Below are 18521 nucleotides of genomic sequence, written 5' to 3'. Positions count from 1 at the left end.
TGGCTGGAGACTAATGTTTGGAGTAAACCTTTGTGGCGAGGGGATTTATCCCCGTTGGGCTGCGAAGCGGCCCCAGAGATCTGTCAGACAAACCCAGTGCACAGGTTTTACGACTGCTCCGCAGCCGAACGGGGATAAATCCCCTCGCCACAAAAGCCCCCAAATGGCCGGATTATTCGTATTGGCTTAGCAGGCGTTCCATCCGCGCATCGAGGCGGCGTTTGATTTCGGTTTCGATATGCGGAGCGAAATCGTCGATTACGTCTTGCATGATCAGTTGCGCAGCGGCGCGCAATTCGCTGTCCAGATGCAGCAGGGCGTCCGGGCCTTTAACTACGGGCGCGGCCGTTGCAGGGGTTGGTGCAGGAGTCGGCTCGACGGCTGGCGCTTGCGCGCTTACCGAATCGAACAACATAGGAATCTGCTCCTGCTCGCCATCCTCGACCGTGTCGGTCAGCAGCGGTGGTTGCAGGTTGTCATCGCCGAGCAACTGACGGATCGATTCGAGATCGTCCAGCAGGTGTGCGGACTTTTGCTGCGGTTTCGGAGTGTCCATTGGAATGCTCAGAGTCGCTGTAAACGGTGGTCTTGCAGAGGATAGCCCTGTTCCCGGTAGAAACGGAAACTGTCCCGGGCCGCCGCGCGGATCGCCGGGTCTTCCACCACCACTTCCGCCACACGGGCGAATTTGCTGGCGAAGGCCGGGACTTTCAAGTCGAGATTGACCAGCAAGTCTGCGTGCTGGCCGCAGTCCTCGCCCAATCCCAGCACAATCAGGCCGTCCGGTTCGCTTTCGGCAGGGCCGTGCGGTACGAAGGTTTCGCCCTTGAACGTCCACAGGCGCGCATCGAGCTCATCACGCTGAGCCGCATCGCTGCAATGCAGGTAGATGCGATGGCCCATGCGCCAGGCTTTCTCGGTGAGCTTGCAGGCAAAGTCCAGGCGTGCCGAAGGATCGGCGCTGGGCAGGATGTAAAAGTCGACTTTGGTCATTGCGGTTCCTGAGCTGCAAGCGGCGCTTCTATATAGAAACGCCGCCCGCAGTCATCGGTGTCAGGCTTTGGCGCGATCCAGCAGGTATTGGGTCAGCAGTGGCACCGGACGGCCAGTGGCGCCCTTGTCCTTGCCGCCGCTGGTCCATGCGGTGCCCGCGATGTCCAGGTGCGCCCAGTTGAGGTTCTTGGTGAAGCGCGACAGGAAGCATGCAGCGGTGATGGTGCCGGCCTTCGGCCCGCCGATGTTGGCGATGTCGGCAAACGGGCTGTCCAGCTGTTCTTGATACTCATCGAACAGCGGCAGTTGCCAGGCGCGGTCGTCAGCAGTTTTGCCAGCGCTGAGCAGTTGCTCGATCAGTTCGTCGTTGTTACCCAGCAGGCCCGACGTGTGGGCGCCCAGCGCAACCACGCAAGCGCCGGTCAGGGTGGCGATGTCGATCACTGCCTGCGGCTTGAAACGCTCGGAGTAGGTCAGGGCGTCGCACAGCACCAGACGGCCTTCGGCGTCGGTGTTGAGGATTTCCACGGTCTGGCCGCTCATGGTGGTGACGATGTCGCCCGGACGGGTCGCATTGCCGCTCGGCATGTTTTCCGCGCAAGCGAGGATGCACACCAGATTGATCGGCAGTTTCAGCTCAAGTACGGCACGCAGAGTACCGAACACGCTGGCTGCGCCGCCCATGTCGTATTTCATTTCGTCCATGCCGGCGCCCGGTTTCAGGCTGATGCCGCCGGTGTCGAAAGTGATGCCTTTGCCAACCAGCGCGTATGGCTTCTCGGATTTCTTGCCACCGTTGTATTGCATGACAATCAGGCGTGGCGGCTGTTCGCTGCCCTGGCCGACGGCGTAGAACGAACCCATGCCCAGTGATTTGATCTTCTTCTCGTCGAGGACTTCGACTTTCAGATCCTTGAATTCTTTACCCAGGTTCTTGGCTTGCTCGCCAAGGAACGTCGGATGGCAGATGTTCGGCGGCAGGTTGCCCAGATCACGGGTGAAGGCCATGCCGTTGGCGATTGCAGTGGCGTGGGTCACGGCTCGCTGGACTTCGGCCTGAGCGGCTTTGATGGTCAGCAGGGTGATTTTTTTCAGCGCGCGCGGTTCGGCTTTCTGGCTTTTGAACTGGTCGAACGTGTATTCGCCGTCGACCAGCGTTTCGGCCAGCAGACGGGTTTTGCCGTAGCTGTCGCGATTTTTAACAATGATTTCATCGAGTGCCAGAACTGCATCGCTGCCATTCAGGCCCTTCAGGGTGTTGAGGATGCCGGCGATGATTTTGCGGAATGGGCGGTCGCCGAGTTCTTCATCTTTACCTGCACCGACCAGCAAAACGCGCTCGGCCTTGAGGTTCGGCAGGCTGTGCAGCAGCAGGCTCTGACCGACCTTGCCGGCCAGATCGCCACGCTTGAGCACGGCGCTGATGGCGCCACCGCTCATTTCGTCGACCAGTCTGGCGGCGGCGCCGAGCTTGCGGCCTTCGCCGACGGCAACTACCAGGGTGGCGGTTTTCAACGTTTCTGGGCTAACGCTTTTTACAACCAGTTCCATGTCCGGATCCCTAATGAATGGTCAACACAGGCGTTCTGCGATGTGCGCAGCCGCCTGCTTATAGATAGAAGAAGCGCAGGTCAGTGCCCGCGACAGACGCGGCAGTTTGAACCTCGCTCACCGCGCCTGACAACCCTCGGTTGTACGATCTGCAAACCGATTGCACGCTTGGATGAGTGTGCGCAGTGACAGGCGACCCCAATCACAGGATAATGCCGCATCTTTTTTCGGCGGCTCTGCGTTGCGGGCCGGCTGATATGTTTGCTTGTTTGGCCGCCTTAGCCTGACAACCCTGGAGTGTCTGGTTTGATCGTCTTCCGTTATCTTTCCCGCGAAGTCCTGTTGACCCTGAGCGCCGTGAGCGCCGTGTTGTTGGTCATCATCATGAGCGGTCGCTTCATCAAATACCTGGCGCAGGCCGCTGCCGGCCAGCTCGATCCGGGCTCGCTGTTCCTGATCATGGGCTTTCGTCTGCCGGGTTTCCTGCAACTGATCCTGCCGCTGGGCCTATTTCTCGGGATCCTGCTGGCGTACGGCCGGTTGTACCTGGAAAGTGAAATGACCGTGCTCTCGGCCACCGGCATGAGCCAGCAGCGTCTGTTTCGCATGACCCTGTTTCCGGCGACCCTGGTCGCACTGGTCGTTGCCTGGCTGAGTCTGAGCCTGGCCCCGCAAGGCGCCAATCAGTTCCAGTTGCTGCTGAACAAGCAGGACGCGCTGACCGAATTCGATACGCTTGAGCCGGGCCGCTTCCAGGCACTGCGCGACGGTACGCGGGTGACTTACACCGAAACGCTGAGTGACGACCGGGTGAATCTCGGTGGTGTGTTCATCTCGCAGAAGAACCTCGGTGCCAACGAAAAAGATCGCGGGATTTCCGTACTGGTGGCCGAAAAGGGTCGTCAGGAGATCCATTCCGACGGTAACCGCTACCTGATCCTCGACAACGGCTACCGCTACGACGGCAGCCCGGGCCAGGCCAATTATCGCGCGATCCATTACGAAACCTATGGCGTGCTGCTGCCCAAGCCAGACGTCAGCGAAGAAGTCACCGACCGCGATGCGATGCCGACTTCGTCGCTGATTGGCAGTGATGACATTCGCTCGAAAACCGAGCTGCAATGGCGCCTGTCGCTGCCGCTGCTGGTATTTATCGTGACCCTGATGGCGGTGCCGCTCTCGCGAGTCAACCCGCGTCAAGGGCGTTTCCTCAAGTTGCTGCCGGCGATTCTTCTTTATATGGCTTACCTGACCATCCTGATTGCCGCTCGCGGCGCACTCGAGAAGGGCAAGATCCCACCGGCCCTTGGCTTGTGGTGGGTGCATGCGATCTTCCTGGCCATCGGTATCGCCCTGCTGTACTGGGAACCTCTAAGGCTGAAGATGGCAAGTCGCCGCAGCGCTGCGCTGGAGGTGGCCCGTGGTTAAACTCGACCGCTACATCGGCAGCAGTGTTTTCATCGCAATTATTGCGGTGCTGGCGATCATTCTTGGTTTGGCGACCCTGTTCGCGTTCATCGACGAGATGGGCGACGTCAGCGAAACCTACACCTTGGTCGACGTGCTGAGCTTCGTGCTGTTGACCGCACCACGGCGCATGTACGACATGCTGCCGATGGCCGCGCTGATCGGTTGCCTGATCGGCCTCGGCAGTCTGGCCAGCAGCAGCGAACTGACCGTGATGCGTGCGGCCGGTGTATCCATCGGGCGCATCGTCTGGGCGGTAATGAAGCCGATGCTGGTGTTGATGCTGGCTGGCGTGCTGATCGGCGAATACGTTGCGCCGGCCACTGAAAGCATGGCCCAGGCCAATCGCTCGCTGGCTCAGGGCAGCGGCGATGCGCAAAGTGCCAAGCACGGCATGTGGCACCGCCAGGGCGAGGAGTTCATTCACATCAACTCGGTACAGCCGAACGGTCGTCTGTATGGTGTGACCCGCTATCACTTCGACAAAGAGCGTCATCTGCTCAGTTCGAGCTTCGCCAAACGCGCCGAGTTCGATACCGATCACTGGCAGCTGTCCGACGTCACGACGACGGTGTTCCATGAGCGCAGCACCGAAGTGGTCAACGCGCCGGTCGAGCGTTGGGACGTGGCGCTCAGCCCGCAACTGCTGAGCACCGTGGTCATGGCGCCGGAGTCGCTGTCGATCACCGGTTTGTGGGGCTACATCCACTATCTGTCCGAGCAGGGCCTGAGCAACGGTCGCTACTGGCTGGCGTTTTGGGTCAAGGTGTTGCAGCCGCTGGTGACCGCCGCTCTGGTACTGATGGCGATCTCGTTCATCTTCGGTCCCCTGCGTTCGGTGACCCTTGGTCAGCGCGTGTTCACTGGTGTGCTGGTAGGTTTTACCTTCCGCATCGTCCAGGATTTGCTCGGCCCATCCAGCCTGGTGTTCGGTTTCTCGCCGCTGTTCGCGGTGCTGGTGCCGGCGGCTGTCTGTGCGCTGGCGGGTGTCTGGCTATTGCGCCGAGCCGGTTGATGAACAAGGTTTCACCACAGTTGTAGCCAATGAAAACGCCCCGGTCGACAGATCGGGGCGTTTTTGCATGCAATCCGGGTGACAGGCGAACGTGACGCTTGCGCCGTGTATCAGGTACAATTCCCGGCTATTTTTCGGCGGGCCTTGCCTGCAGCCTTTTTGAGTGTTGATCCGTGAGTGATTTGAGTCATATCCGCAATTTCTCCATCATCGCCCACATTGACCATGGCAAGTCGACGCTGGCCGATCGCTTCATCCAGATGTGCGGCGGCCTGGCTGAGCGCGAAATGGAAGCCCAGGTACTGGATTCCATGGATCTGGAGCGTGAACGCGGGATCACCATCAAGGCCCACAGCGTCACCCTGTATTACACGGCCAAAGACGGCATCAAGTATCAGCTGAACTTCATTGACACCCCGGGCCACGTTGACTTCACCTACGAAGTCAGCCGTTCCCTGGCGGCCTGTGAAGGTGCGCTGCTGGTGGTCGACGCTGGTCAAGGCGTTGAAGCCCAGTCCGTGGCCAACTGCTACACCGCCATCGAGCAAGGCCTCGAGGTCATGCCGGTGCTGAACAAGATCGACCTGCCACAGGCCGATCCGGATCGCGTCAAGGACGAGATCGAGAAGATCATCGGCATCGACGCCACCGACGCCGTCACTTGCAGCGCCAAAACCGGCCTGGGTGTCGACGAAGTGCTTGAGCGTCTGGTGCACACCATTCCTGCGCCGACCGGCAACATCGAAGATCCGCTGCAAGCGTTGATCATCGACTCCTGGTTCGACAACTACCTGGGTGTTGTTTCCCTGGTGCGTGTGCGCCACGGCCGAGTGAAGAAGGGTGACAAGATTCTGGTGAAATCCACCGGCAAGATCCATCTGGTCGACAGCGTGGGTGTATTCAACCCGAAACACACTGCCACAGTTGACCTGAAAGCCGGCGAAGTGGGCTTCATCATTGCCAGCATCAAGGACATTCACGGTGCACCGGTCGGTGACACCCTGACCCTGAGTTCGACCCCGGACGTTGAAGTGCTGCCCGGCTTCAAACGCATCCAGCCACAGGTTTACGCCGGTCTGTTCCCGGTCAGCTCCGACGACTTCGAGGATTTCCGCGAAGCGTTGCAGAAGCTCACCCTGAACGACTCGTCGCTGCAGTACACCCCGGAAAGCTCCGACGCCCTGGGCTTCGGCTTCCGTTGCGGCTTCCTCGGCATGCTGCACATGGAAATCATCCAGGAGCGCCTCGAGCGCGAGTACGACCTGGACCTGATCACCACGGCGCCAACAGTAATCTTCGAATTGCTGCTGAAAACCGGTGAAACGATTTACGTTGATAACCCGTCGAAGCTTCCGGACATCTCATCTGTCGAGGACATGCGCGAACCGATCGTGCGGGCCAACATCCTGGTTCCGCAAGAGCACTTGGGCAACGTTATCACCCTGTGCATCGAGAAACGCGGTGTGCAGCACGACATGCTGTTTCTCGGCAATCAGGTGCAGGTCACTTACGATATTCCGATGAACGAAGTGGTCCTGGACTTCTTCGACCGTCTGAAGTCCACCAGTCGCGGCTATGCTTCGCTGGACTATCATTTCGATCGTTATCAGTCGGCTAATCTGGTGAAACTGGATGTGCTGATCAACGGTGACAAGGTCGACGCCCTGGCGTTGATCGTGCACAAGGATAACGCGCACTACAAAGGTCGCCAGTTGACCGAGAAGATGAAAGAACTGATTCCTCGTCAGATGTTCGACGTAGCGATCCAGGCCGCCATCGGCGGGCAGATCATTGCGCGAACTTCGGTCAAGGCACTCAGAAAGAACGTATTGGCCAAGTGCTACGGCGGTGATGTAAGCCGTAAGAAAAAGCTGCTTGAAAAGCAGAAGGCCGGTAAAAAACGCATGAAACAGGTCGGCAACGTGGAAATTCCACAAGAAGCCTTCCTCGCCGTGCTCAGGTTGGATAGTTAGGTCCTATGTCACTAAATTTCCCGCTGTTGCTGGTCATCGCCGTGTTCGTCTGCGGCCTGTTGGCGTTGCTCGATCTGTTGATCCTGGCACCGCGTCGGCGTTCGGCGATTGCCTCTTATCAGGGCAGCGTCAGCCAGCCTGATGTGGTGGTGGTCGAGAAGCTGAACAAGGAACCGCTGCTGGTCGAATACGGCAAGTCGTTCTTTCCGGTGCTGTTCATCGTGTTGGTATTGCGTTCGTTTCTGGTGGAGCCGTTCCAGATTCCGTCGGGTTCGATGAAACCGACCCTGGACGTTGGCGACTTCATCTTGGTGAACAAGTTTTCTTACGGGATCCGCCTGCCGGTGATCGACAAGAAAATCATCGAAGTCGGTGATCCGCAGCGCGGCGATGTGATGGTGTTCCGCTATCCGAGCGACCCGAACGTCAACTACATCAAGCGTGTGGTCGGCCTGCCGGGCGACACGATTCGCTACACTGCTGACAAGCATTTGTTCGTCAACGGTCAGTCGATTGCCGAGCAACTGGTTGGCTCCGAGCCGGGCACGCTGGGCAGCGCAGAGCTCTATAAGGAAAAACTTGGCGAAGCCGAGCACCTGATCCGCAAGGAAATGAGCCGTTATCGCGCTACCCCGGACCGTTCTTGGACCGTGCCCGCCGGGCACTACTTCATGATGGGCGACAACCGCGACAACTCGAACGACAGTCGTTACTGGGATGACCCGAACATTCCCAAGGATCTGTTGGGCATGGTTCCCGACCAGAATATCGTCGGCAAGGCCTTCGCGGTCTGGATGAGCTGGCCGGAACCGAAACTCAGCCACCTGCCGAATTTCTCGCGGGTCGGCCTGATCAAGTAATCACACACGGCGCTGTTGAACACAGCGCCGAATGCATTTCTGGCGTCGACATAATCGGCTCCAAGGCATGAAGCCACGATATTCAGGACATTATTTTTGAACACAGCGTTAATTGTCCCAAGGCTGCGCCGTATCCCGGCGATGGCGGTGGAATCCAGCCACGAACTCAGCGTGGGTAAACCGTGAGCGTTTCTCTAAGCCGTCTCGAGCGCCAGCTCGGTTACACCTTCAAGGATCAGGAACTGATGGTCCTGGCCCTTACGCATCGCAGCTTTGCCGGACGCAACAACGAGCGTCTGGAATTCCTCGGCGATGCGATTCTCAACTTTGTCGCCGGTGAAGCCTTGTTCGACCGCTTCCCGCTGGCCCGCGAAGGCCAGTTGTCGCGATTGCGTGCGCGCCTGGTGAAAGGTGAGACGTTGGCTGTACTGGCTCGCGGTTTCGATCTGGGCGAGTACCTGCGTCTGGGTTCCGGCGAATTGAAAAGCGGTGGTTTCCGTCGCGAATCGATTCTGGCCGATGCCCTCGAAGCGTTGATCGGTGCAATCTATCTCGACGCTGGCATGGACATGGCGCGTGAACGCGTTCTGGCCTGGCTGGCCGGCGAATTTGAAGGCCTGACGCTGGTCGATACCAACAAGGATCCGAAAACCCGTTTGCAGGAATTTCTGCAATCGCGCGGTTGCGACCTGCCACGTTACGAAGTGGTGGATATCCAGGGCGAGCCGCACTGCCGTACGTTCTTCGTCGAGTGCGAAGTTGTCCTATTGAATGAAAAAAGCCGAGGTCAGGGTGTGAGTCGTCGTATTGCCGAACAGGTAGCGGCCGCCGCAGCACTGATTGCCCTGGGTGTGGAGAATGGCAATGACTGATACAAACGCAACTCGCTGTGGCTATGTTGCCATCGTCGGCCGTCCCAACGTGGGCAAGTCCACGCTGCTGAACCATATCCTTGGTCAGAAGCTCGCGATCACTTCGCGCAAGCCGCAGACCACTCGCCACAACATGCTCGGGATCAAGACCGAAGGTGATGTGCAAGCGATCTACGTCGACACCCCGGGCATGCACAAGGGTGGCGAAAAGGCGCTCAACCGTTACATGAACAAGACTGCTTCGGCGGCGTTGAAAGACGTCGACGTGGTGATCTTCGTGGTCGACCGCACCAAGTGGACCGATGAAGACCAGATGGTCCTGGAGCGCGTGCAGTACGTGACCGGCCCGCTGATCGTCGCGCTGAACAAGACCGACCGCATCGAAGACAAAGCCGAGCTGATGCCGCACTTGTCGTGGTTGCAGGAACAGCTGCCGAACGCGCAGATCATTCCGATTTCGGCGCAGCACGGGCACAACCTCGACGCGCTGGAAAAGGTCATCGCCGACCACCTGCCGGAAAACGATCACTTCTTCCCGGAAGACCAGATCACCGACCGCAGCAGCCGTTTCCTCGCCGCCGAACTGGTACGCGAGAAAATCATGCGTCAGTTGGGCGCCGAGCTGCCGTACCAGATCACCGTGGAAATCGAAGAGTTCAAGCAGCAGGGCAAGACGCTGCACATCCACGCGCTGATCCTGGTTGAGCGTGACGGCCAGAAGAAAATCATCATTGGCGACAAGGGCGAGCGCATCAAACGCATCGGCACCGAAGCGCGCAAGGACATGGAGCTGCTGTTCGACTCCAAGATCATGCTCAACCTGTGGGTCAAGGTGAAGGGCGGCTGGTCCGATGACGAGCGCGCACTGCGTTCGCTGGGTTACGGCGACCTGTAAACCTCGGTTTCACTGTGGGGGCGGGCTTCTGTGGCGAGGGAGCTTGCTCCCGCTCGGCTGCGGAGCAGTCGTAAAGTCAGGCAGCGCGGTATGTCTGACCGATTTCTATCGCTGATCTTAGGGCTGCTTCGCAACCCAGCGGGAGCAAGCTCCCTCGCCACAATGGATTGGTTCCTGCAGAAACATCTCCTAGAGATTCGGACTACCGATGTCCTCAACCCCACCTCCCGCGCAGCCTGCATACGTTCTGCACAGTCGCGCCTACCGCGAAACCAGCGCCTTGGTGGATTTCCTCACGCCGCAAGGTCGGCTGCGGGCGGTGCTGCGCAGTGCGCGGGGCAAGGCCGGGACGATGGCGCGGCCGTTCGTGCCGCTGGAAGTCGAATTTCGTGGCAAGGGTGAATTGAAGAATGTCGGGCGCATGGAAGGGGTCGGCACGCCGACCTGGCTGGTCGGTGAGGCATTGTTCAGCGGTTTGTATCTCAACGAACTGCTGATCCGCCTGCTGCCGGCTGAGGATCCGTTGCCGTCGGTGTTCGATCACTACGCTGCGACATTACTGGCCTTGGCCGAAGGTCGGCCGCTGGAGCCGCTGCTGCGTTCCTTCGAGTGGCGTCTGCTGGATGACCTCGGATATGGCTTCTCGCTGAACACCGATATTCACGGCGAACTCGTCGCTGCGGACGGTCTCTATCGCTTACAAGTCGACGCCGGACTTGAGCGAGTCTACCTGTTGCAGCCGGGCCTGTTCAACGGCACAGAACTGCTGGCCATGGCCGAGGCCGACTGGTCGGCCCCCGGCGCACTGTCCGCCGCCAAGCGCTTGATGCGTCAGGCATTGGCCGTTCACCTGGGCGGTCGTCCGCTCGTCAGTCGCGAGCTGTTTCGCAAGCCCTGATCTCACCGTATGCTGTGCGCCGAATCTCTCAATTCAGGAGCGCATCCGTGACCACCAGCAATCGCATTCTTCTTGGCGTGAACATCGACCACGTCGCCACCCTGCGTCAGGCCCGTGGCACGCGCTATCCGGATCCGGTCAAGGCTGCGCTGGACGCGGAAGAGGCGGGCGCCGATGGCATCACCGTGCATCTGCGTGAAGATCGCCGCCACATCCAGGAGCGCGATGTGTTGCTGCTCAAGGATGTACTGCAAACCCGTATGAACTTCGAAATGGGCGTCACCGAAGAAATGATGGCGTTCGCCGAGCGTATCCGTCCGGCGCACATCTGCCTGGTGCCTGAAACCCGTCAGGAACTGACGACTGAAGGTGGTCTGGATGTAGCGGGGCAGGAAGAGCGAATCAGGGCGGCAGTCGAGCGCTTGTCGAAGATCGGCAGCGAAGTGTCGCTGTTCATCGATGCTGACGAGCGTCAGATTGCCGCGTCGAAACGCGTTGGTGCGCCGGCCATCGAGCTGCACACCGGGCGTTACGCCGATGCTGAAACGCCGACCGAAGTGGCTGAAGAATTGAAGCGTGTGGCGGACGGTGTGGCGTTTGGTCTGGCTCAGGGTTTGATCGTTAACGCTGGCCACGGTTTGCACTATCACAACGTTGAAGCCGTGGCGGCGATCAAGGGTATCAACGAATTGAACATTGGCCATGCGCTGGTGGCGCATGCGTTGTTTGTGGGCTTCAAGTCTGCTGTTGCTGAAATGAAAGCGTTGATTCTGGCTGCCGCGTTGAAAGGCTGATATCGGCGGCGCTTCCATCGCGGGCAAGCCACGCTCCCACAGGTTCGGTGATCACTGTGGGAGCGTGGCTTGCCCGCGATGGCGTCCTGTGAGACAGCGAAAATCAGAGCGGGGCGGGTTCTTGGGCGGGCTTGGACTTGTCGATCGCCGGTACGTGCAAGTTGCCCTCGGCCACTTGATCGCCTTCAAGCTGCGGCTGGGTCACCCAGGTCAGGATGTCGTAGTAGCGACGGATGTTCGCTACGAAATGTACCGGCTCGCCGCCCCGGGCGTAGCCATAGCGGGTTTTGCTGTACCACTGCTTCTGCGACAGACGTGGGAGCATTTTCTTCACGTCCAGCCACTTGTCCGGATTCAAGCCTTCCTTGGTCGCCAGTTTGCGCGCGTCATCCAGATGACCGCTGCCGACGTTGTAGGCTGCTAGCGCGAACCACGTGCGATCCGGTTCCTGAATCGAATCGTCGAGCTGATCCTTCATATAAGCCAGGTACTTCGCACCGCCCATGATGCTCTGCTTCGGATCGAGGCGGTTCGACACGCCCATCGCCTGCGCGGTGTTCTGGGTGAGCATCATCAGACCGCGCACGCCGGTCTTCGACGTGACTGCCGGTTGCCACAGTGATTCCTGATAGCCGATAGCGGCGAGCAGACGCCAATCGACTTTCTCTTTCTTGGCGTAGGCTTTGAAGTGCTGTTCGTACTTGGGCAGGCGCTGCTGCAAATGTTGGGCGAAGGTGGTGGCGCCCATATAGCCGAGGACATCGACGTGACCGTAGTAACGGTCTTTCAGGCGTTGCAGGGTGCCGTTCTTCTGCACCTTGTCCAGATAGCTGTTGATCTCGTTGAGCAGGCTGTTGTCTTCGCCGGGGCCGACTGCCCAGCTCTGACTGCGCGCGTCGCCAAGGTCGAAGGCCACGCGGATATTGGTGAAGTACACCTGATTCATTGCCACTTCGTTGGAGTCGACCAGCGTCAGGTCGATCTGTCCTTCATCAACCATGCGCAGCAGATCAACTACTTCAACCGCGTCAGACTCTTCGTATTCGATCGCCGGATTTTTCAGTTTCAGCTCGGCCAGTTGCTCGGCGTGGGTACTGCCCTTGAGCACCATGATCTTCTTGCCGACCAGATCGCCTGCATCGGTCGGGCGTGATTGACCGTTGCGGTAGATGATCTGTGGGGTGACTTCAAGGTAGGAGTGGGAAAACCGTACCTGCTGTTTGCGCTGCTCGCTGCTGACCAGTCCGGCGGCGGCCAGTACCGGGCCGTTGGGTTTGCCGATCTGGTTGAACAGGTCGTCGAGGTTGTCTGCAGTTTCGATCTTCAGCTCGACCCCCAAATCGTCGGCGAAGCGCTTCACCAGCTCGTATTCGAAGCCGGTTTCGCCGCTGCGATCCTGAAAGTAGGTGGCGGGGCTGTTTCGGGTAATGACCCGCAGCACGCCATCCTCCTTTACGCGCTCAAGTGTGTTGGGTTTATCAACACAGCCACTGAGCATCAGGAAGAGTCCGGTAGCGATCAGCCATTTGGCGTACCGCGGACGCAAAGCCGTTGGGGAAAACATGTGCGCAGTATACGCAAAGGACAACGGGCGCCATATCTCGACAGCGCAGGGCAGGTCTGCTAGCGATCACAAAACCGGCAAAAACCCCGCGTAAATGGGCCTTCAGGGCGTTTTGTTACAACAAAAATAAGCCGCCCGCATACGCTCGATAAATCTGACCCGCGAGGCAGAAACACAGATCGACATCCGAGTGCAACCGTGCGTAGCGTTTCGGGTGATGTTGAGGGCGGTTTAGGCTAGAATGCACGGCCTCAAAGCACACCCCTTCCCGAGGCTGTCCCGAAGATGTTGATCCTGCGCGGCGCTCCTGCCCTTTCTGCCTTTCGCCACAGCAAACTCCTTGAGCAACTGAGCCAGAAGGTTTCGGCTGTCAGCGGCTTGTATGCTGAATTCGCCCACTTCGCCGAAGTCACCGGCGTCCTGACCGGCGACGAACAGCAGGTGCTTGCGCGCCTTCTGAAGTACGGTCCAAGTGTTCCGGTTCAAGAGCCGACCGGCCGCCTGTTCCTGGTGTTGCCGCGTTTCGGCACCATCTCGCCGTGGTCGAGCAAGGCCAGCGACATCGCTCGCAACTGCGGCCTGAGCAAGATCCAGCGTCTCGAGCGCGGTATCGCGTTCTACGTTGCCGGTCAGTTCAGCGACGCCGAAGCCCAGCAGATTGCCGATGTATTGCATGACCGCATGACGCAAATCGTCCTCGGCAACCTTGAGCAGGCTGCCGGCCTGTTCAGCCACGCCGAGCCGAAGCCGCTGACCGCGATCGACATCCTCGGCGGCGGTCGCGCCGCGCTGGAGAAAGCCAACACCGAGCTGGGTCTGGCTTTGGCTGAAGACGAGATCGACTATTTGATCAACGCCTTCACCGGTCTCAAGCGCAATCCGCACGACATCGAACTGATGATGTTCGCCCAGGCCAACTCCGAGCACTGCCGTCACAAGATCTTCAACGCCAGTTGGGACATCGACGGCCAGAGCCAGGAAAAAAGCCTGTTCGGCATGATCAAGAACACCTACGTCATGCACAGCGAAGGCGTTCTGTCGGCTTATAAGGACAACGCTTCGGTGATCGTCGGCAACGTTGCCGGCCGCTTCTTCCCGAATCCTGAAACCCGCCAGTACGGCGCGGTGCAGGAGCCGGTGCACATCCTGATGAAGGTTGAAACCCACAACCACCCGACCGCGATTGCCCCGTTCCCGGGTGCAGCCACCGGTTCCGGCGGCGAGATTCGTGACGAAGGTGCAACCGGTCGCGGCGCCAAGCCGAAGGCCGGCCTGACCGGTTTCACCGTATCCAACCTGCAAATTCCGGGCTTCGAACAGCCGTGGGAAGTGCCGTACGGCAAGCCTGAGCGCATCGTTACCGCGCTGGACATCATGATCGAAGGCCCGCTCGGCGGCGCTGCGTTCAACAACGAATTCGGGCGTCCGGCCCTGACCGGCTACTTCCGTACCTTCGAACAGTCGATCAGCACCCCGCACGGTGACGAAGTTCGCGGTTACCACAAGCCGATCATGTTGGCCGGCGGCATGGGCAACATCCGTGAAGAACACGTCAAGAAAGGCGAGATCGTTGTCGGCTCCAAGCTGATTGTACTTGGCGGACCGGCGATGCTGATCGGTCTGGGTGGCGGTGCTGCCTCGTCGATGGCCACCGGCACCAGCTCGGCGGATCTGGACTTCGCCTCCGTTCAGCGTGAAAACCCTGAGATGGAGCGTCGCTGCCAGGAAGTTATCGACCGCTGCTGGCAGTTGGGCGACAAGAACCCGATCAGCTTCATCCACGACGTGGGGGCGGGCGGTCTGTCCAACGCCTTCCCGGAACTGGTCAACGACGGCGACCGCGGTGGCCGTTTCGAACTGCGCAACATTCCAAACGACGAGCCGGGCATGGCCCCGCACGAAATCTGGAGCAACGAATCCCAGGAACGTTATGTTCTGGCCGTCGGTCCTGAAGACTTCGAGCGCTTCCAGGCGATCTGCGAACGTGAGCGTTGCCCGTTTGCCGTAGTCGGCGAGGCCACTGCCGAGCCGCAACTGACTGTCACCGACAGCCACTTCGGCAACGACCCGGTGGACATGCCGCTGGAAGTATTGCTGGGCAAGGCGCCGCGCATGCACCGTTCGGTGGTTCGCGAAGCTGAGTTGGGCGATGATTTCGACCCTAGCACTCTCGACATCGGCGAATGCATCGAGCGCGTGCTGCATCACCCGGCCGTGGCCAGCAAAAGTTTCCTGATCACCATCGGCGACCGCACCATCACCGGCCTTGTGGCCCGTGACCAAATGGTCGGCCCGTGGCAGGTTCCGGTGGCAGACGTTGCCGTGACCGCTACCAGTTTCGACGTTTACACCGGTGAAGCCATGGCCATGGGCGAGCGTACTCCGCTGGCTCTGCTCGACGCTCCGGCGTCGGGCCGCATGGCCATTGGCGAAACCCTGACCAACATTGCCGCTTCGCGCATCAACAAGATCTCCGACATCAAACTGTCGGCGAACTGGATGTCCGCCGCCGGTCACCCGGGTGAAGACGCGCGTCTGTACGACACCGTCAAAGCGGTCGGCATGGAGCTGTGCCCGGAGCTGGGCATCACCATTCCGGTGGGCAAGGACTCGATGTCCATGGCCACACGCTGGAACGACGAAGGCGTCGACAAGACCGTGACTTCGCCGATGTCGCTGATCGTGACCGGTTTTGCGCCCGTGGCTGACATCCGTCAGACCCTGACGCCGGAACTGCGCATGGACAAGGGCACCACCGACCTGATTCTGATCGACCTCGGTCGTGGTCAGAACCGCATGGGCGCTTCGATTCTCGCTCAGGTGCACGGCAAGCTCGGTTCGCAAGCGCCGGATGTCGATGATGCCGAAGACCTCAAAGCCTTCTTCGCTGTGATCCAGGGCCTGAACGCCGACGGTCATCTGCTGGCTTACCACGACCGTTCCGACGGTGGTCTGTTGACCAGCACCGTGGAAATGGCTTTCGCCGGCCACTGCGGTCTGAGCCTGAACCTCGATGGTCTGGCCGAAACGTCTGCCGACATCGCCGCGATCCTGTTCAACGAAGAACTGGGCGCTGTGATTCAGGTTCGTCAGGACGCGACGCCGGATATCCTCGCGCAGTTCAGCGCGGCAGGTCTCGGCGACTGCGTATCGGTGATCGGTCAGCCGATGAACAACGGCCAGATCAACATTACCTTCAATGGCGACACCGTATTCGAAGGTCAGCGTCGTCTGCTGCAACGCACCTGGGCTGAAACCAGCTACCAGATCCAGCGTCTGCGTGACAACGTCGAGTGCGCCGAGCAAGAGTTCGACGTGCTGCTGGAAGAAGACAACCCGGGCCTGAGCGTCAAACTCAGCTTCGACGTCAACCAGGACATCGCCGCGCCTTACATCAAGAAAGGCATCCGCCCACAGGTTGCCGTGCTGCGTGAGCAGGGCGTCAACGGTCAGGTGGAAATGGCCGCAGCGTTCGACCGCGCCGGTTTCAACGCGATCGACGTGCACATGAGCGACATTCTCGCTGGCCGTGTCGACCTGAACGAGTTCAAAGGTCTGGTGGCGTGCGGCGGTTTCTCCTACGGCGACGTACTCGGTGCCGGTGAAGGCTGGGCCAAGTCGGCACTGTTCAACAGCCGTGCCCGTGACGCTTTCCAGGGTTTCTTCGAGCGTAACGACAGCTTCACCCTCGGCGTGTGCAACGGTTGCCAGATGATGTCCAACTTGCACGAACTGATCCCGGGCAGCGAGTTCTGGCCGCACTTCGTGCGTAACCGCTCCGAGCAGTTCGAAGCGCGCGTGGCGATGGTTCAGGTTCAGGAATCGAACTCGATCTTCCTGCAAGGCATGGCCGGTTCGCGTATGCCGATCGCTATCGCACACGGTGAAGGGCATGCCGAGTTCTCCAGCGAAGAAGCACTGCTGGAAGCCGATCTGTCCGGTTGCGTAGCGATGCGTTTCGTCGACAACCACGGCAAGGTCACCGAAAAGTACCCGGCTAACCCGAACGGCTCGCCGCGCGGGATCACCGGCCTGACCAGCCGCGACGGCCGCGTGACGATCATGATGCCGCACCCGGAGCGGGTGTTCCGCGCAGTGCAGAACTCGTGGCGTTCGGAAGACTGGAACGAAGACGCACCGTGGATGCGTATGTTCCGTAATGCTCGCGTCTGGGTGAACTAAGGCTCGTGTACAAGCTTGCCTTCTTTGTCCCTGACAGCCACGTGGAGACGGTGAAAACCGCCGTCTTCGCTGCTGGCGGTGGGCGCATCGGTGACTACGACAGCTGTGCCTGGCAGGTGCTGGGGCAAGGCCAATTTCGTGCGTTGGACGGGAGTCAGCCGTTTATCGGGGAAGTGGGTCAGGTTGAAGTGGTTGAAGAGTGGAAGGTTGAGCTTGTTGTGGCGGATGAGTTGATTGTGGCTGTTGTGGCTGCGTTGAGGCTTAGTCATCCGTATGAGACGCCGGCTTATGAAGTGTGGCGGCTGGAAGATATCTGATAGCCGCTTATTACAAGAAACCCGCAGATGAGTGATTGTCTGCGGGTTTTTTGTTGCCTGCGATTTGGCGGGCGACCTCATTTCACTGTGGGAGCTGGCTTGCCAGCGATGGCGCCCTGACAGGCGACCATGTTCTGGCTGACTGGGTGAATATCCGTTTTTTTGGGGGCTGCGGCTGGCGGTTTCGCCCTTACGGCGAGTCACTTTTGCAGACGCCCAAAAGTAACCAAAACGCTGTGCCCCAAGGTTCGGCCCGCTCGCTAAAGCTCGGGGTTCCTTCGCTCCGGGATCCATCCGGGGGCATCGCCTCCGGTTTGCTGCGCTGCACCTCCTCTCGATGTGTTCGACTGCGTCGAACGGCGCTGCGCGCCCACCCCCGGATGAATCCCGGAACGAAGCCTGCCGACGGGGCGCTGTAGATCAAGAGCTGCTGCCGAGCTAACGCTCATCCTGTTGAGTGGTGGTGGGGCAGAAGCTGGGGCGGATTTGGGTGTTTTTCAGAATTTGAATTCACCTCGATATTTCACGTCGGCGCTACCTGCACTCACATCAGATGGCGTGGCCTCGGTACTCGGAGGCTCACTATTCTCGCTTGCCGCCCAGATCACAGATCCCTGACGTAATCTTCAAGAAACTCTGTCCAACTGATCTTGCCGTCGGCGTTGGGATTCACTTCCTTCATCAGCGCCTTCAGGTCTTCTGGCGTGAGATAGGGCTCAAGGGCTTTCCTGAACTCACTTGTACTTAACGTGCCATCGCCGTTTGCGTCATAGCGTTTGAAGTCGTCTTTCGCGCGCTCAACTTGTGCAGCCGTCAATTTGCTTTCAAGTGATTTGGTTTTTGCTGACTTTCCCATGGCAACCTCGCTTTGCTTCATTTGAATGAAGAATCAGTAAGGCGACGGCTACGTTTGAAGTACGCCCTGTCAGGACGAAACTAAGGGCGGGTGGGTTTGCCGTCAACTGTCAGATCTGACAGTTGACGGCGATGCAAGATCAAGAACTGCTCCCAGGCTAACGCTTATCCTGTTCAGTGGGACAGCTTGCGCCTTGGGGGCGGTACACACATCAAACTGTGGGAGCTGGCTTGCCAGCGATAGCGGTCTGACAGCCGACCAATCTTTGACTGAATGCTCCCAAT

The 18521-nt window shown here is 59.4% G+C and carries 15 protein-coding genes; 10 read left to right on the top strand and 5 right to left on the bottom strand.

Annotated features, from left to right (window positions below):
- Positions 1-172: 172 nt before the first annotated feature.
- The 3 genes from ACP7BN_RS05625 to ACP7BN_RS05615 are packed head-to-tail and all read right to left on the bottom strand — an operon-like array spanning position 173 to position 2544.
- Positions 173-556 (bottom strand): DNA polymerase III subunit chi, encoded by a 384-nt coding sequence (locus tag ACP7BN_RS05625; RefSeq protein WP_426202329.1) that lies wholly within the window; start codon positions 554-556, stop codon positions 173-175.
- An 8-nt stretch (positions 557-564) separates the two neighbouring features.
- Entirely contained in the window at positions 565-993 is a 429-nt protein-coding gene (locus ACP7BN_RS05620) for a DNA polymerase III subunit chi (RefSeq protein WP_426202327.1), read from the bottom strand.
- Positions 994-1053: 60 nt separating this feature from the next.
- Positions 1054-2544 carry a leucyl aminopeptidase gene (locus tag ACP7BN_RS05615; protein WP_426202324.1) on the bottom strand — a complete coding sequence of 497 codons (1491 nt, stop codon included), beginning with the start codon at positions 2542-2544 and terminating at the stop codon, positions 1054-1056.
- A gap of 306 nt (positions 2545-2850) precedes the next feature.
- Here ACP7BN_RS05615 and lptF point away from each other — a divergent pair, with 306 nt between their 5' ends.
- From lptF to pdxJ, 8 genes are all read left to right on the top strand, one after another.
- The gene (gene lptF / locus ACP7BN_RS05610; protein WP_426202322.1) at positions 2851-3972 is read left to right on the top strand and encodes an LPS export ABC transporter permease LptF; all 1122 of its coding nucleotides are present in this window, start codon (positions 2851-2853) and stop codon (positions 3970-3972) included.
- Positions 3965-5026: an LPS export ABC transporter permease LptG gene (gene lptG / locus ACP7BN_RS05605; RefSeq protein ID WP_426202320.1), complete on the top strand. Its 1062-nt coding sequence runs from the start codon at positions 3965-3967 to the stop codon at positions 5024-5026. Before lptF ends, lptG begins: the two co-directional genes overlap by 8 nt.
- Positions 5027-5199: 173 nt before the next feature.
- Positions 5200-6999 carry a translation elongation factor 4 gene (lepA, locus tag ACP7BN_RS05600; protein ID WP_402814531.1) on the top strand — a complete coding sequence of 600 codons (1800 nt, stop codon included), beginning with the start codon at positions 5200-5202 and terminating at the stop codon, positions 6997-6999.
- 5 nt (positions 7000-7004) lie between these two features.
- On the top strand, positions 7005-7859 hold the full coding sequence (gene lepB, locus ACP7BN_RS05595; RefSeq protein WP_426202318.1) for a signal peptidase I: 855 nt from the start codon (positions 7005-7007) through the stop codon (positions 7857-7859).
- A gap of 182 nt (positions 7860-8041) precedes the next feature.
- On the top strand, positions 8042-8731 hold the full coding sequence (gene rnc / locus ACP7BN_RS05590; RefSeq protein WP_420647756.1) for a ribonuclease III: 690 nt from the start codon (positions 8042-8044) through the stop codon (positions 8729-8731).
- Positions 8724-9626: a GTPase Era gene (era, locus tag ACP7BN_RS05585; protein ID WP_020799458.1), complete on the top strand. Its 903-nt coding sequence runs from the start codon at positions 8724-8726 to the stop codon at positions 9624-9626. Before rnc ends, era begins: the two co-directional genes overlap by 8 nt.
- Before the next feature lie 208 nt (positions 9627-9834).
- Complete coding sequence (gene recO / locus ACP7BN_RS05580) at positions 9835-10524, top strand: DNA repair protein RecO (RefSeq protein WP_426202314.1); 690 nt, start codon at positions 9835-9837, stop codon at positions 10522-10524.
- 47 nt (positions 10525-10571) lie between these two features.
- Entirely contained in the window at positions 10572-11318 is a 747-nt protein-coding gene (gene pdxJ / locus ACP7BN_RS05575) for a pyridoxine 5'-phosphate synthase (RefSeq protein WP_426202312.1), read from the top strand.
- 103 nt (positions 11319-11421) lie between these two features.
- On the opposite strand, the gene mltF is transcribed toward pdxJ, so the two are convergent.
- Positions 11422-12882 (bottom strand): membrane-bound lytic murein transglycosylase MltF, encoded by a 1461-nt coding sequence (gene mltF / locus ACP7BN_RS05570; protein WP_426202310.1) that lies wholly within the window; start codon positions 12880-12882, stop codon positions 11422-11424.
- A gap of 285 nt (positions 12883-13167) precedes the next feature.
- Between mltF and purL the strand changes: the two genes are divergently transcribed.
- Positions 13168-17064, top strand: a complete 3897-nt coding sequence (gene purL / locus ACP7BN_RS05565) for a phosphoribosylformylglycinamidine synthase (protein ID WP_426202308.1) — start codon at positions 13168-13170, stop codon at positions 17062-17064.
- A gap of 5 nt (positions 17065-17069) precedes the next feature.
- Positions 17070-17381: an NGG1p interacting factor NIF3 gene (locus ACP7BN_RS05560; RefSeq protein WP_426202306.1), complete on the top strand. Its 312-nt coding sequence runs from the start codon at positions 17070-17072 to the stop codon at positions 17379-17381.
- 604 nt (positions 17382-17985) lie between these two features.
- Here the strand turns inward: ACP7BN_RS05560 and ACP7BN_RS05555 are convergent.
- Positions 17986-18258 carry an EF-hand domain-containing protein gene (locus tag ACP7BN_RS05555; RefSeq protein ID WP_426202304.1) on the bottom strand — a complete coding sequence of 91 codons (273 nt, stop codon included), beginning with the start codon at positions 18256-18258 and terminating at the stop codon, positions 17986-17988.
- Positions 18259-18521: the final 263 nt, after the last annotated feature.

The sequence above is a fragment of the Pseudomonas sp. TWP3-1 genome (genome assembly GCF_049896625.1).
GTDB lineage: Bacteria > Pseudomonadota > Gammaproteobacteria > Pseudomonadales > Pseudomonadaceae > Aquipseudomonas.
Note: the sequence above shows the minus strand (reverse complement) of the source record. Positions and strands in the feature narration are given on the sequence as shown.

Excerpts from the sequence above, each read along its gene's own strand:
- ACP7BN_RS05625 (WP_426202329.1), bottom strand. The coding sequence starts at position 556 with ATGGACACTCCGAAACCGCAGCAAAAGTCCGCACACCTGCTGGACGAT.
- ACP7BN_RS05620 (WP_426202327.1), bottom strand. The coding sequence starts at position 993 with ATGACCAAAGTCGACTTTTACATCCTGCCCAGCGCCGATCCTTCGGCA.
- ACP7BN_RS05615 (WP_426202324.1), bottom strand. The coding sequence starts at position 2,544 with ATGGAACTGGTTGTAAAAAGCGTTAGCCCAGAAACGTTGAAAACCGCC.
- lepB (WP_426202318.1), top strand. The coding sequence starts at position 7,005 with ATGTCACTAAATTTCCCGCTGTTGCTGGTCATCGCCGTGTTCGTCTGC.
- era (WP_020799458.1), top strand. The coding sequence starts at position 8,724 with ATGACTGATACAAACGCAACTCGCTGTGGCTATGTTGCCATCGTCGGC.
- recO (WP_426202314.1), top strand. The coding sequence starts at position 9,835 with ATGTCCTCAACCCCACCTCCCGCGCAGCCTGCATACGTTCTGCACAGT.
- mltF (WP_426202310.1), bottom strand. The coding sequence starts at position 12,882 with ATGTTTTCCCCAACGGCTTTGCGTCCGCGGTACGCCAAATGGCTGATC.
- purL (WP_426202308.1), top strand. The coding sequence starts at position 13,168 with ATGTTGATCCTGCGCGGCGCTCCTGCCCTTTCTGCCTTTCGCCACAGC.
- ACP7BN_RS05555 (WP_426202304.1), bottom strand. The coding sequence starts at position 18,258 with ATGAAGCAAAGCGAGGTTGCCATGGGAAAGTCAGCAAAAACCAAATCA.